Source organism: Cronobacter sp. JZ38 (assembly GCF_008932145.1).
GTDB lineage: Bacteria > Pseudomonadota > Gammaproteobacteria > Enterobacterales > Enterobacteriaceae > Cronobacter > Cronobacter muytjensii.
On record NZ_CP017662.1, the window covers coordinates 2,937,834 to 2,952,033 of the forward strand.

Genomic DNA, 14,200 nt, shown 5'->3' on the forward strand with positions numbered 1-14,200 from the left:
GCCACGCGACGGTTCTTTTATCCGCAAAAGAGAGGTTCGTGATGAAAATTGGTGTCTTTGTGCCTATCGGCAATAACGGCTGGCTGATTTCCACCCATGCCCCGCAATACATGCCTACGTTTGAGCTTAATAAAGCCATCGTGCAGAAGGCGGAGCAGCAGCAGTTCGATTTTGCGCTCTCAATGATAAAACTGCGCGGCTTCGGCGGTAAAACCGAATTCTGGGATCATAATCTGGAGTCGTTCACCCTGATGGCGGGCCTCGCCGCGGTAACCTCGCGTATTCAGATTTACGCCACCGCCGCCACGCTCACGCTGCCGCCCGCCATTGTGGCGCGCATGGCCTCCACGATTGATTCCATCTCCGGCGGGCGTTTCGGCGTTAACCTGGTGACGGGCTGGCAGAAGCCGGAATATGAGCAGATGGGGCTGTGGCCCGGCGACGATTATTTCGCGCGCCGCTATGACTATCTCACCGAATATGTTCAGGTGCTGCGCGATCTCTGGAACACCGGCCAGAGCGATTTTAAAGGCGACTACTTCACCATGAATGACTGTCGCGTCAGCCCTCGCCCACAGCAGCCGATGAAAGTCATCTGCGCAGGCCAGAGCGACGCGGGCATGGCGTTTTCCGCACAATATGCTGATTACAACTTCTGCTTCGGCAAAGGGGTCAACACGCCTGCCGCCTTCGCCCCCACCGCCGCGCGCATGAAAGCCGCCGCCGATGAAGCCGGGCGCGGTGTCGGCTCCTACGTGCTGTTTATGGTGATTGCCGACGAAACCGACGAGGCGGCGCGCGCGAAATGGGAACATTACAAAGCCGGTGCCGATGAAGAGGCGCTCTCCTGGTTGACCGAACAGAGCCAGAAGGATACCCGCTCAGGCAGTGACACCAACGTGCGCCAGATGGCAGACCCGACTTCGGCGGTCAACATCAATATGGGCACGCTGGTGGGTTCTTACGCGAGCGTCGCCCGGATGCTTGATGAAGTCGCCGCCGTACCGGGCACCGAAGGCGTGCTGCTGACGTTTGACGACTTCCTGACCGGCATTGACGCCTTTGGCGAACATATTCAGCCGCTGATGCGCTGTCGCGATCATTTGCGCGTGACGCAGGAGGTGGCGTGATGAACGCTATCAATCTGGCGGCGCGCCCCGAGGCGCTCACCTTCGCGCCGGAGCAGGGCGCGCTGATTGTGGTGGATATGCAAAACGCCTACGCAAGCCAGGGCGGCTATCTGGATCTCGCTGGTTTTGACGTCTCGGCTACCGCGCCGGTCATTGCCAACATCAAAACCGCCGTCGCCGCCGCGCGCGAGGCGGGCATGACGATTGTCTGGTTTCAGAACGGCTGGGACAGCGACTATCTCGAAGCAGGCGGCCCCGGCTCGCCGAACTGGCATAAATCGAACGCGCTGAAAACCATGCGCCGCCGCCCGGAGCTGTACGGCAAGCTGCTGGCGAAAGGCGGCTGGGATTACCAACTGGTGGATGAACTCACACCGCTTCCTGGCGATATCGTGCTGCCGAAACCGCGCTACAGCGGCTTCTTTAACACCCCGCTCGACAGCATGCTGCGCGCGCGCAATATCCGTCACCTGGTCTTTACCGGTATCGCCACCAACGTCTGCGTGGAGTCGACCCTGCGGGACGGCTTTTTCCTGGAGTATTTCGGCGTGGTGCTGGAAGACGCCACCCACCAGGCCGGGCCGCCGTTCGCCCAGCAGGCCGCGCTGTTTAATATCGAAACCTTTTTCGGCTGGGTCAGCGACGTGCAGAGCTTCTGTCACGCCCTCTCCCCCGCCACCCTGGCCCGCATCGCGTAAGGAGTCTTTATGCCCAAACAGGTCATTATTCCCCCCGGCACCACGACACCCATCGCGCCGTTCGTGCCCGGCACGCTGGCGGACGGCGTGGTGTATGTCTCCGGTACGCTGCCGTTTGATAAGGCCAACAATGTGGTGTACCCCGGCGACCCAAAAGCGCAAACCCGTCACGTGCTGGAGACGATACGGAATGTTATCGAAACCGCGGGCGGGACGATGGAGGACGTGACATTCAACTCGATTTTTATTACCGACTGGAAAAATTACGCCGCGATTAACGAGATCTACGCAGAATTTTTCCCCGGCGATAAACCCGCGCGCTTCTGCATTCAGTGCGGGCTGGTGAAGCCGGAGGCGCTGGTGGAAATCGCGAGCGTGGCCCATATCGGGCCTGCGGGAGGCGCGTGATGAAACTGCGCGTCGGCGAGGCGCCCTTTCCCGGCGCGCCTGTGGTGGTGATGATTGCTGGTCTCGGCGGGCTTGGCGGCTACTGGCTCGCGCAGCAGAGCGCGCTCGGTTACGCATACCAGACGGTGGTGTATGACCAGCGCGGCACCGGCGAAAACCCTGACGCGCTGCCCGAGGGCTATACGCTTGCCGATATGGCGCGGGAGCTTCACCAGGCGCTGGTTATCCACGGCGTGCGGCGCTACGCGGTGCTCGGCCACGCGCTTGGCGGGCTGGTCGGCATGGAGCTGGCGCTGGCGTTCCCGGAGGCGGTCAGCGCGCTGGTTATCGTCAACGGCTGGCTGTCGCTGAGCGCCTGGACCCGCCGCTGCTTCGACGCGCGCGAACGGCTGCTGCTGGACAGCGGCCCGGCGGCTTACGTTGCCGCACAGCCGCTGTTTCTCTACCCGCCCGCGTGGGCTGAAGAAAACCAGCCGCGGCTTGAAGCCGAAGAGGCGCTGCATAACGCGCATTTTCAGGGCACCGAAAACCTGCTGCGCAGGCTCCGGGCGCTGAAAAGCGCCGACTACCGCAAGCGGGCCGCCAGCATCACCACACCGGTACAGCTGATTTGCGCCCGCGACGACTTGCTGGTGCCGTGGACCTGCTCGCAGGCATTGCAGGCAGCGCTCCCACACAGCCAGCTGGCGGTGATGGAGAGTGGCGCGCACGCCTGCAACGTCGCGGCAGCGTCCCTTTTTACCCCCCTGTTGTTAGCCGGGCTCGCGGCGCTTGTTGCCGGGCCCCACAAGGAGACCGTATGAGCGAAGCCCTGAGCGCCAGCGCGCTCGCCACGTTATTTACCGACGCCCGCACTCACAGCGCCTGGCTCGACGCGCCGGTGAGCGACGACCAATTGCGCGACATTTACGACATGGTGCGACTCGGCCCGACCTCTGCCAACTGCTCGCCGGGGCGGCTGTTGTTCGTGAAAACGCCTGCGGCGAAAGCGCGCCTGAAACCGGCGCTTTTGAGCGGCAACGTGGAGAAAACGATGCGCGCGCCGGTGACCGCCATCGTCGCCTGGGACCACGAGTTTTACGAGGCGCTGCCGCAGCTTTTCCCCTATGCCGACGCCCGCGCCTGGTTTACCTCAAGCCCGGCGGTGGCCGAAGAGACGGCGTTTCGCAACAGCTCGCTTCAGGCGGGGTATCTGATTATGGCCTGTCGCGCGCTGGGGCTCGACACCGGCCCGATGTCCGGTTTTGACCGGGCGGCGGTGGACGCTGAATTTTTCAGCGGCACGACCTGGAAAAGCAATCTGCTTATCAATATCGGCTATGGCGATACCGCCAGACTGCATCCGCGCCTGCCGCGGCTCACCTTTGACGATACGTGCGCGATCATTTAAGGAGGCGCTATGAGTGAACAACAGGCTTTTCGCGATGCGATGTCGCGGCTCGGGGCGGCGGTCAATATCGTCACCACCGACGGCGCCGCCGGTCTCGCGGGGTTTACCGCCTCGGCGGTATGTAGCGTAACGGACAGCCCGCCGACGCTGCTGGTCTGTCTTAACCGCAACGCCTCCGTCTGGCCGGTATTCCAGGCTAACGGACAGCTGTGCGTCAATACGCTTGCCGCCGGGCATGAGGCGCTCTCCGGGCTGTTCGGCGGCAAAACGCCGATGGAGGAGCGCTTCGCCGCGGCCCGCTGGCGACGTGGCGTCACCGGCTGTCCGCAGCTCGAAGGCGCGGTGGTCTCGTTCGACTGTCGCATGGAACAGGTGGTGCCGGTTTCTACGCATGATGTGCTGCTGTGCCGCGTGCTGGAGATAGCACGCACCGACGATACGCACGGTCTGGTCTGGTTCGACCGCAGCTATCACTCTCTGGCGCGGCCCGTCTGCGGGCTCGCCTCTTAGCTCCACAGGAGATAAACATGGCCAATTCCTGGTTTCCTCACTGGCGTAAAGCTGCCGGCCCCGCTGGCGGCGTGGTGGCTCCCGATGAAACGCTCTCCGCCGGTCAGACGCTGGTGATGGGGGTGCAGCATGCGGTGGCGATGTTTGGCGCGACGGTGTTAATGCCGCTCTTAATGGGGCTCGATCCAAACCTGTCGATTCTGATGTCCGGTATCGGCACCCTGTTGTTTTTTGTGATAACCGGCGGCCGGGTGCCGAGCTATCTCGGCTCCAGCGCCGCGTTCGTCGGCGTGGTGATCGCCGCGACGGGTTTCAGTGGCCAGGGGCTGAACCCGAATATGAGCGTGGCGCTCGGCGGCATTATCGCCTGTGGCCTGCTCTACACGCTTATTGGCGTGGTGGTGATGAAATCGGGCACGCGCTGGATTGAAAGGCTGATGCCGCCGGTGGTGACCGGCGCGGTGGTGATGGCTATCGGGCTTAATCTTGCGCCGATTGCGGTAAAGGGCGTCTCCGCGAGCGCCTTTGACGGCTGGATGGCGGTGATGACGGTGCTGTGCATTGGGCTGGTGGCGGTATTTACACGGGGCATGGTGCAGCGGCTGCTGATCCTGGTGGGGCTGATTGCCGCCTGGGTACTCTATGCGCTGTTTACCAATGTGCTCGGGCTTGGCAAACCGGTCGACTTCACGCCCGTCGCCCAGGCGGCGTGGTTCGGGTTGCCGCACTTCGCCGCGCCGGCCTTCAACGCGCAGGCAATCATGTTGATTGCGCCGGTGGCGGTGATTCTGGTCGCGGAAAATCTCGGACACCTGAAAGCGGTAGCGGGCATGACCGGGCGCAACATGGACCCGTATATGGGCCGCGCGTTTGTGGGCGACGGGCTCGCGACAATGCTCTCCGGCGCGGTGGGCGGCAGCGGCGTCACTACTTACGCAGAGAATATCGGCGTGATGGCGGTCACCAAAGTTTACTCAACGCTGGTGTTTGTGGCGGCGGCCATGATTGCCCTCCTCCTCGGCTTCTCACCGAAATTCGGCGCGCTTATCCATACGATTCCCGGGCCGGTGATCGGCGGCGCATCGATTGTGGTCTTCGGCCTGATTGCGGTGGCGGGCGCGCGCATCTGGGTGCAGAACCATGTGGATCTCAGCCAGAATGGCAACCTGATAATGGTGGCGGTGACGCTGGTACTGGGCGCGGGCGATTTTGCGCTGACGCTTGGCGGCTTTACGCTTGGCGGCATCGGTACCGCGACGTTCGGGGCCATTGCGTTAAACGCGCTGTTAAGCCGTCGTCAGGCCGCGCCGGATGCGCGACTGGCTCCACAAGACCCGCCCTCGCAGGCATAAAAAAACCGCCGGGAGTGCCCGGCGGTCAGAGGGTGGTTATTAACCCGTACTTTTCAGCGCTGGCGGTTAATAACGGTCATGCGTGGCGCTAACTACGTCCGCCGCCATGACTGTTTTTACCCCCTTTTTTCCCAGCTTCGGAAGCGCGTTGCGGGTCATTTTTGAAGTTCCCGCCGCTCTGCTGGCCACCTTTACGACCTGCTTCTGATGCTCTGTCACGATCTTCTGCGAAATTACCTGAACCACCACGATGGTTTGCCATTTCTGACCTCCAGATTATGTGAATCATTAGACATCATACTGCATTCAGTAAAAGAGGATTCTTTCACCTCACGGCATCTGGCCGGAGCCGTTATCGTTGCCGCGTGATTAAAAGCTTAGCCAGGGCGCGCCCGCTCGCCACTCTCCTGAAACATTCTGCAACATCAATCTGGCGTTTCGACGATGAATCTGACGAAACGATTAATAAGGCATTCTTATGATTAGAAAAATTCGCCGCCGCAAAAATGTGACCTGATGCTACAAATCGCCCTTCTTCAGGTAAATTCTTATTTTCAAAGGTTTTTTGGCTGGTCATTTGCACTCTGCCCGTGGCGGCATATCCTTTAATGATGAGCGCAGCGATACAGGCTGTGGCAAACACTGAGACAGGAGCAAAGCTGATGGCGAAAGTTCTGGTGCTTTATTATTCCATGTACGGGCATGTTGAAACGCTGGCCCATGCGGTGGCCGAAGGCGTTGAAAAGGTTGAGGGCGCGCAGGTCACTATCAAGCGCGTTCCGGAAACCATGCAGGCGGAAGCCTTCACGAAAGCGGGCGGTAAGGCGCAGGACACGCCGGTCGCTACGCCGCAGGAGCTTGCGGATTACGACGCGATTATCGTCGGCACCCCGACCCGTTTCGGCAATATGTCCGGCCAGATGCGCACCTTTTTCGACCAGACGGGCGGCCTGTGGGCCTCCGGCGCGCTGTACGGCAAGCTGGGCAGCGTCTTTAGCTCCACCGGTACCGGGGGCGGTCAGGAGCACACTATCTCCTCAACATGGACTACCCTTGCTCATCATGGAATGATCATTGTGCCTATCGGTTACGGGGCGCAGGAGCTGTTTGATATTTCCACGGTTCGCGGCGGAACGCCTTACGGCGCGACCACAATCGCAGGCGGTGACGGCTCGCGTCAGCCCAGTCCGGAAGAGCTGGCTATCGCCCGTTATCAGGGCGAATACGTTGCGGGCCTCGCTGTCAAACTGAAAGGCTAACTCACTTCACTGGAGGAAATCATGCCGACACAAGAATCGAAATCCCATCACGTGGGGGAATGGGCCAGCCTGCGTAATACGTCGCCCGAAATCGCCGAAGCGATTTTCGAAGTGGCCGACTATGACGAGGTGATGGCCGAGAAAATCTGGGAAGAAGGCAGCGATGAGGTGCTGATTCGGGCCTTCAAGAAAACCGATGCGGATTCGCTCTTCTGGGGCGAACAGACTATCGAACGTAAAAACGTCTGACCTTTCGGCCCTCTGTTTGCGCAGAGGGCCGCGCTGTCACCGCTGCGGCAAACGCAGCGGCATATTTCGCTTAGCCAAATAGCGGTAACTTGTAAGCTCTGAAACAAGTGATGTTGTACCGAAACATGGCCGGATCATCATTTTTACTTCGTGCTAACCCTGAGCCAATAGTGATATCAAGCAGAATATTGCCTTGTTCGTCGAGCTCCCTGAGCGGTAGTTTTCCTTCGGCGCTGTCATCCCAGACACCGTAATCCACGTCGCTATAGCCAGGATCGCATGTCATGGTAAGGCCGGTGCCATCGAAAGTGGCTCCGCCATAACAAACCACCAGATTACCGTTCGGCATAATCTGCTTCGCTCCGCATAAACTACTATAACCTTCAGGCCCGGAATAATATTCGCTCAGCTTTTGCACCGTCCGGGCGTTAATGTCGATACGATAATTACTTACGCGGCTCTGGTTTTTCCATGGCTCAAGGCTCTTATCGTCGGTACTCGCACGGTAATTACCGTTGTTGAAAACTGAAATATCAATCAGGCCAGTATGACTATTAGGGATTTCGAGAACATTATGTTGCCCCCAGTTCCAGAAAGATAAATTAGCGGCAGCCACTTGCTGCGGGTCACTGAAATCATAGAGTGGGTTATTTTGACTATCTACCGGCGTCAGCAAGTAGTTTGTAAATGCTGAGGACCAGTCTTCATGAGCCCCCATAATGAACACAAGTTCCGCAGTATCTGCATTAATACCAAATATAGCACTTTGATTGCGCCCGGAGGTAACAAGAATATTATTGGTTTCATTGATATAGGCCTGATTTACATGAAGCCAGTCTATAGTACCGTCGGTAGAGGGGGGATTGGAGGGGCGTGTAATACGCCCAGGGTCGAGGACTTTCACCATATCGTAATAGCGAATCTCTAAGCCTGTTGAAAGGTCGATAACAGAAACACCATCCTCTATGCTTTTTCCGCCATCTGGTCGAGTGCCGGGCGCATACTCAGATGCCCCTACCAGCACCCCGTTACTTTGCTGATATAACGAATGATGCAAAGCATTATCCAGTTTATAGACAGTATGGACTCGCCCAACCATATCAAACTCATACATCTCTAAATAGTTATTCTGCGCGATTGCCGACGACAAAAAATTACCATTTGCGATACGTAGTAAATTATTTGATGCTATATCCTTGGTAGTAAACCATCGAATATTGGCCTGGTAATCAAGCGCAATATTATTGCGATCGAAGCATGATACAAAATAAACGCCATCAGCAAGGAGAGAAGGATCGGTCACCGGTGTTTTTTGAGTCACTTGAGGGAAAAGGTTATGCCCGTCAGGGTTCTGAGCATCACCAGGTGGGAGGGGTGCTGTAAGCATTGACCAGCTTGTGGTACCAGACGTCGACGTTAAGCTAATGATGTTTACTTTATCTGCAACAAGACCTGAAACTGGAACCAGATTTGGACCAGTAACGATATTCTGATGAAAAGTGAGTAAAGGAACGCTACCACTTTCATCGGTTACCGTAATTTGCACCGAATCAGCCTCATTAGCCCATATACCGACATAAAGACTCAGTGGCGCGGTGCCATAAGGGTTTAGTGTAAGAACGGCATTTCTTTGAGTGTTTTCTGACGTGATCTGAGTCATCAACGTTGAATAAATACTATTATGATTTAATACAGTCGCATTTGCGGTATCAATTCCTTGATTGACAGGCGGACGAGGAAGGGGCAGAACGTTTAAGTTACCAGCCATAGCAAACTCCTTATTGATAATAAAGCTCATCATAAAACTAACGCAGCTCACCCATCGTTATAACGGGCATGACAGTTCTCACATTCAATATCACTCATCGGACACACAATAAATATTATGAAAACTTATTGATTTATGGGTATATGCTCAATCAAGGTGCTATCGATGAAGAAAATTTTTATTCATTCTTGTAACTGGAACCGTTACTCTCACCACAAAAACAACAAATCTCAGAAAATAAGAAAATGCATTACCGCCCAGCAAAACAGCCATGAAAGTGACTAAATAATGAAAAACAAACCCGTAACCTTTTCAATAAGATATCAGTTTAAAACCAACACTTTTTGACACTTCCCCCTTTATAAACGCCCCCTTATTTTCACCTGTGATTTTTATCACAAACATAATAAGCCGTACTCATTATGATTTCTTGCGAATGCTTACCGATAATAAGGACGTTCATAGAATGATTTTAGGAATAATACGCAGAGGTATAGGCACGTTAGTTCCGATTACCACTCTGGTTATTTTATTACATGCCAGCCATGTAAACGCATTGGACCTTGAAATCAAAAACGCTTACGGCTCCCTGAATGCAGGATATGCAGACTGGAATAGTGGGTTTGAAAATACCCACCGTGGCGAGGTGTGGAAACTGACCGCAGATTTTGGCGCCATTTTTGATAAAGGCGAATTTTACTCGTTTTATGAAAATAATGTACTGAACCACGACATTTCCGGCCAGAACTATGTGTTGTCCGCACAGACACATATTCGGCTGTTCAGCTCCGACGTGAGCCTGATGGGAAAAGTTTACGGTCAGTTTGATAATACCTGGGGCGACGATCTGGATATGATGTATGGCCTGGGCTACCTGGGCTTAAGCGGTAAATGGGGATTTTTTAAGCCTTACCTCGCCTTTCATAATCAATCTTCCGATTATTACTCACAACGGCTCGGCGGCAGAAGCGCCAGCGGGCGCAACGGCTATGTCGCAGGATGGACGACCGCGTATTTCTTCTCGCTGTGGGAGGAGTCTTTTGTGTTATCAGACTGGCATGAATTTGAATTCGATCGTAACGACGCCTATGCAGAGCAGCAGCATGGCGCTAACGGCATTAATGGCGGTTTAACGCTGACATGGAAGTTTTATCCGCATCTTAAAGCGAGCGTCACCTGGCGCTATTTCAAAAACAAGCTGGGGTATGACGGTTTCGGCGATCAGATGATTTATATGCTGGGCTATGAGTTTTGATTTTAATAAGGAAAACATTATGCAAAAGCGAATGCTGACAAGCCTGGTGAGCCTGATGCTGGCCGCCAGCGCCGGAGCACAATCTCCTGCCCCGACACCGGGCTCTGACACCACCGTTAAACGGCCTAACGTCGTTATTATTATGGCGGACGATCTTGGCTACGGTGATACCGGCGTTTATGGGCATCCGATTGTCAAAACGCCCAATATCGACAGCCTGGCGCAGGAGGGTATGCGCTTTACGGAATATTACGCCCCGGCCCCGCTCTGTTCGCCTTCACGGGCGGGTTTATTAACGGGGCGCACGCCGTTTCGTACCGGGATTCGCTCCTGGATCCCTTCCGGTGGAAAAAATGTGGCGCTGGGCCGTAATGAAAAAACGATCGCCAGCTATTTAAAAGAACAGGGCTATGACACGGCGATGATGGGCAAGCTCCATTTAAATGCGGGCGCTGACCGTACCGATCAGCCGCAGGCCAAAGATATGGGTTTTGATTATTCTCTGGTGAACGCAGCAGGCTTTGTCACAAGCGATCTCGATAAAGTAAAAACGCGCCCGCGCTATGGCGTGGTGTATCCCAACGGTTTTTATCGTAATGGTCAACCCATCGGCACGGTTAAACAGATGAGCGGTGAACTGGTTAGCAGCGAGGCGATTCACTGGCTCGACAGCCGCAAAGACAATAAACCGTTCTTCTTATACGTCGCGTTTACCGAAGTTCATACCCCGCTCGCCTCCCCGCAAAAATATCTCGATATGTACAAAAGCTATATGTCGGAATATGAACGCCAGCATCAGGATCTCTTTTATGCCGACTGGGCGGATAAACCCTGGCGGGGCACGGGTGAATATTACGCGAATATCAGTTACCTCGATGAACAGGTCGGTAAAGTGGTCGCAAAAATTAAGGAAATGGGGGAAGAGGATAACACTATTATCCTCTTTACCAGCGACAATGGGCCGGTCACGCGGGAAGCGCGCAAATGGTATGAGTTAAATATGGCAGGCGAAACCAACGGATTACGGGGCCGGAAGGATAATCTTTGGGAGGGCGGTATACGCGTACCAGCCATTATCAAATACGGGAGCCATATTAAAGCGGGAACGGTTTCCGACTCACCCGTTACCGGGCTGGATGTGCTGCCGACGCTTGCTGACATGCTGCACTTTCCTTTACCAACCGATCGCGTTATCGATGGCGAATCAATCAGGCCCATACTGGAAGGGAAAATGCTTACGCGTCAGAAACCGCTTATCTGGTCAATTGATATGCCTTTTCAGGACGATCCGACGGATATGTGGGCCATCCGGGAAGGTGACTGGAAAATGATTTTCGACCGTAACGCTAAACCGAAATACCTTTATAACCTGAAAATGGATGCTGGCGAGGTCAATAACCTGCTTGGCAAACAACCAGACCTTGAGAAACAACTCATTGCAGATTTTACGCGCTATAAAAACGATATCGATAACGATTCGCTGATGCGCGCCCGTGGAGAAAAACCTGAGCCGGTTGACTGGAATTAAGTTTCACTGCTCAGGTTTTACCCACCTGCTCTGCGGCGTGGTGGTTCAGAATCGCCGCAGAGTTTTCCTGTGAGAGAAAATACAGTGATAAAGAAAAGCTGCCATGTCATGGTCAAGCCGGTAGGCGCGGCCTGTAATCTAAACTGTGATTACTGATTTTACCTCGAAAAAGCGCAGATTTATCCGGGTCGCCAACAAAAATGTATGGATGACGCGACCCTTGAATTATTCGTTGAACAACATATTAAAGCGCAGCAGACCGACGAGGTCATATTCGCCTGGCAAGGCGGTGAGCCAACCCTTGCCGGTCTCGATTTCTATCAGCGCGCCGTTGCTTTACAGGAAAAATATTCCTGCGGAAAACGGATAATCAATACGCTGCAAACCAACGGGCTGTTACTCAATGACGCATGGTGCCGCTTTTTAAGCAAACATCATTTTTTAATCGGTCTTTCCATTGATGGCGATGCAGAGCTGCACGATGCATGGCGTAAAACCCGCTCCGGGAAACCGACGCACGACCGCGTGGAAAACGCGGTTCGTCTGCTTATAAAGCACCATATTGAATTCAATACCCTGACGGTCGTGAACAATATTAACGTTCACCATCCGCTGCGCGTGTATGACTACCTTCGGAGCATCGGCAGTCGCGATATGCAGTTTATTCCTCTGCTGGAGCGTCATGCTTTGGCAGCCGAAAACCGCGTTCTGGTGTCCCCTGACGATCAGGCAGACGCCGCTATTGCGCCCTGGTCAGTGCCAGGTGATGCCTTCGGTGTCTTTTTAAAAACGATTTTTTACACCTGGATACGGCGGGATATTGGCGACATCAGCATTCAGCTTTTTGATCAGGCGTTCGCCGCCTGGTGCGGCCTGCCTGCGCAAATTTGCGTTTTCGCAGAGCGCTGCGGCAGCGCGCTGGCGATGGAAATGAACGGTGATGTGTATCAGTGCGACCATTATGTCTGGCCCCGCTATAAACTCGGCAATATCCACTCCACCCCGCTTGCCGCACTCCGCGACGGCGATGCAAACCAGGCTTTTTCACGCGCGAAAGCACATGCTATGGCGGCTGAATGCCACCGTTGCCCTTACCGGTTTGCCTGTTACGGCGGCTGCCCGAAACACCGCATTCTGCCCTCTGCGGAGGGCAAGCTAAACCGCAACTGGTTTTGTGAGGGGTATCAGGCGTTTTTCAGTTACATCAACCCTTATATGCTGATGTTGAAAACGCTTTCACAAAGCGGACGCTCCCCGGCGGAGATCAAATGGCTGATCGCCTGAAAGGCTCGATAATGCAGGCTGCCGCGCTTTTTCGGACCAGCAATGTGAACGCCTGTAAGACGTTTGGCTGCGAGAATTTTGGTGTTCTGGGCAGCCCTTCTTATTTGCAGCGCGGCGAAAACATCCTTTGCCAGGCGTGTGGTTTTCCCTTTCCGGTGATTAGCGCAGCCGCGCTGAATGCATTTAAGGCTGAGGTAAACAGAAACTATCAGGGCGTGATCCGGGCCTGCCCACGCTGCGGGGGACGCAATAGCCTGATCCGTAACGGCTATGCCGAAAATGGACGACAGCGCCTGCTTTGTACAGGCTGTCGCTCTACATTTGTCTGGTATGAGAAGGCGCACGTGGCCCCTCACCTTTTACCACTCGCGCAGTTGATTCGTACAGGCGGGCGGCTGTGTGACTTTCGCGCAGCCAGTGAGATCAGCAATAAAACCTTCGGGCGTGCGCTTCATCAACTGGCTTTTGCCGCCCGTATTGCGTCTGCCTCAGTTCACGTCTGCTCCCTGAATCCGGTTTTCGCGACCGCCACCTTTACGCTGGGCTTTAATCACTCCGCTAACCGCCTTTACGTCGTGGTAACCGCCGAGAAAGCGAGCCATCAGGTTATCGCGCTGACAACCAACTATGCGCCGCCCGGCGCTGCAATCCCGGAAAACTACCGTTATCGCGCTGATAAAGAAGAACACATCGATAACGAAAACCTTATCGCCAGGATTTTCGCGAAAGACAGGCAGATAAGGCGGCGCGATCTTCTTTTCGATACCCGTTATGGGGCTGCGCGCTTAAAAGTTAACGATGCCGGCACTGTGGTTAAGCCGGTACTTGCTGCTTACCGCCATTTTGAAGTCGTTAAATCGCTGACCGACAATGCCGCGTTGTATACCCGCCATTATCTTGAGCATGAATGTTTCCTTTATGGGGGTTGCCTGATGGCAAACCGGGAGGAGATCCTGAGTGGTCATTGCCATATCGCTTTTGTTCACGAAGCAGGAAAACGCGTGCCGCAGCAGCCGTATCGCTCTGAAGTGATTGCGTCCGATATTATCTGGAACGACATCTGGCGCACGTTTTCTCAACCCGACTACCAAATGGCCGTATGCAGCCTGACCGGCGCGCAGCGTCTCAGTGAGTTACGCGACGCCACGCTCCAGCCTGCGCGGCGTTTTATCGATTTTGTGTATCACCACCCTTTTTACCCGCAGCTGGTACGCCTTTCCCCGGCGAACGTCAGCGCGGCGCTGGAATGTCTGGTAGCGGAATACAACCAGGGCCGAGAGTAGCGCCGCTTCGGGATCAATTCGCTTTTAAGCCGTCACTGCGTTGTTTAGCGGCGTCTTACGCGCTGAACAGACAAAAAACCTTAACC

At 55.0% G+C, this 14,200-nt stretch carries 15 protein-coding genes and 1 pseudogene; 13 read left to right on the forward strand and 3 right to left on the reverse strand.

The window, feature by feature from the left end; all coding sequences use genetic code 11:
* Positions 1-41: 41 nt before the first annotated feature.
* The 7 genes from rutA to rutG are packed head-to-tail and all read left to right on the forward strand — an operon-like array spanning position 42 to position 5,488.
* The gene (rutA, locus tag BJP61_RS14020; protein WP_171999337.1) at positions 42-1,130 is read left to right on the forward strand and encodes a pyrimidine utilization protein A; all 1,089 of its coding nucleotides are present in this window, start codon (positions 42-44) and stop codon (positions 1,128-1,130) included.
* Positions 1,130-1,828, forward strand: a complete 699-nt coding sequence (gene rutB, locus BJP61_RS14025; RefSeq protein WP_161581758.1) for a pyrimidine utilization protein B — start codon at positions 1,130-1,132, stop codon at positions 1,826-1,828. Before rutA ends, rutB begins: the two co-directional genes overlap by 1 nt.
* Positions 1,829-1,837: 9 nt before the next feature.
* Positions 1,838-2,236: a pyrimidine utilization protein C gene (gene rutC, locus BJP61_RS14030; protein ID WP_007726498.1), complete on the forward strand. Its 399-nt coding sequence runs from the start codon at positions 1,838-1,840 to the stop codon at positions 2,234-2,236.
* Positions 2,236-3,039, forward strand: coding sequence for a pyrimidine utilization protein D (rutD, locus tag BJP61_RS14035; protein ID WP_171998572.1), 804 nt, complete (start codon positions 2,236-2,238; stop codon positions 3,037-3,039). Before rutC ends, rutD begins: the two co-directional genes overlap by 1 nt.
* Positions 3,036-3,626 (forward strand): malonic semialdehyde reductase, encoded by a 591-nt coding sequence (locus BJP61_RS14040; protein ID WP_161579346.1) that lies wholly within the window; start codon positions 3,036-3,038, stop codon positions 3,624-3,626. The genes rutD and BJP61_RS14040 overlap by 4 nt, the downstream gene beginning before the upstream one ends.
* A 9-nt stretch (positions 3,627-3,635) precedes the next feature.
* Positions 3,636-4,136 (forward strand): NADH-dependent FMN reductase RutF, encoded by a 501-nt coding sequence (rutF, locus tag BJP61_RS14045; RefSeq protein WP_171998573.1) that lies wholly within the window; start codon positions 3,636-3,638, stop codon positions 4,134-4,136.
* A 17-nt stretch (positions 4,137-4,153) separates the two neighbouring features.
* A complete protein-coding gene (gene rutG, locus BJP61_RS14050; protein WP_038863702.1) occupies positions 4,154-5,488 on the forward strand; it encodes a pyrimidine utilization transport protein G in 1,335 nt (444 codons plus the stop codon).
* A gap of 88 nt (positions 5,489-5,576) precedes the next feature.
* Here rutG and BJP61_RS14055 read toward each other — a convergent pair whose 3' ends face one another.
* Together BJP61_RS14055 and BJP61_RS14060 are read right to left on the reverse strand one after the other, a co-directional pair.
* Positions 5,577-5,750 carry a general stress protein gene (locus BJP61_RS14055; protein WP_032981312.1) on the reverse strand — a complete coding sequence of 58 codons (174 nt, stop codon included), beginning with the start codon at positions 5,748-5,750 and terminating at the stop codon, positions 5,577-5,579.
* Between the two features lie 90 nt (positions 5,751-5,840).
* The gene (locus BJP61_RS14060; RefSeq protein WP_161581760.1) at positions 5,841-6,065 is read right to left on the reverse strand and encodes a hypothetical protein; all 225 of its coding nucleotides are present in this window, start codon (positions 6,063-6,065) and stop codon (positions 5,841-5,843) included.
* Positions 6,066-6,150: 85 nt separating this feature from the next.
* Here BJP61_RS14060 and wrbA point away from each other — a divergent pair, with 85 nt between their 5' ends.
* Together wrbA and BJP61_RS14070 are read left to right on the forward strand one after the other, a co-directional pair.
* Complete coding sequence (gene wrbA, locus BJP61_RS14065; protein WP_038863705.1) at positions 6,151-6,747, forward strand: NAD(P)H:quinone oxidoreductase; 597 nt, start codon at positions 6,151-6,153, stop codon at positions 6,745-6,747.
* A 21-nt stretch (positions 6,748-6,768) separates the two neighbouring features.
* The gene (locus BJP61_RS14070; protein ID WP_007726489.1) at positions 6,769-6,996 is read left to right on the forward strand and encodes a YccJ family protein; all 228 of its coding nucleotides are present in this window, start codon (positions 6,769-6,771) and stop codon (positions 6,994-6,996) included.
* A 70-nt stretch (positions 6,997-7,066) separates the two neighbouring features.
* Here BJP61_RS14070 and BJP61_RS14075 read toward each other — a convergent pair whose 3' ends face one another.
* On the reverse strand, positions 7,067-8,764 hold the full coding sequence (locus BJP61_RS14075) for an aryl-sulfate sulfotransferase (protein WP_161581761.1): 1,698 nt from the start codon (positions 8,762-8,764) through the stop codon (positions 7,067-7,069).
* Positions 8,765-9,230: 466 nt separating this feature from the next.
* On the opposite strand from BJP61_RS14075, the gene BJP61_RS14080 reads away from it, so the two are divergent.
* The 4 genes and pseudogenes from BJP61_RS14080 (at position 9,231) to BJP61_RS14095 (ending at position 14,114) form a co-directional block, all read left to right on the forward strand.
* Positions 9,231-10,019, forward strand: coding sequence for an outer membrane protein OmpK (locus tag BJP61_RS14080; RefSeq protein ID WP_038863709.1), 789 nt, complete (start codon positions 9,231-9,233; stop codon positions 10,017-10,019).
* A 19-nt stretch (positions 10,020-10,038) separates the two neighbouring features.
* Positions 10,039-11,547 carry a sulfatase-like hydrolase/transferase gene (locus BJP61_RS14085; RefSeq protein ID WP_171998574.1) on the forward strand — a complete coding sequence of 503 codons (1,509 nt, stop codon included), beginning with the start codon at positions 10,039-10,041 and terminating at the stop codon, positions 11,545-11,547.
* 84 nt (positions 11,548-11,631) lie between these two features.
* A pseudogene (locus BJP61_RS14090) lies at positions 11,632-12,831 on the forward strand (anaerobic sulfatase maturase).
* Positions 12,816-14,114: a cytoplasmic protein gene (locus BJP61_RS14095; protein WP_171998575.1), complete on the forward strand. Its 1,299-nt coding sequence runs from the start codon at positions 12,816-12,818 to the stop codon at positions 14,112-14,114. Before BJP61_RS14090 ends, BJP61_RS14095 begins: the two are co-directional and overlap by 16 nt.
* The last annotated feature ends 86 nt before the right edge of the window (positions 14,115-14,200 follow it).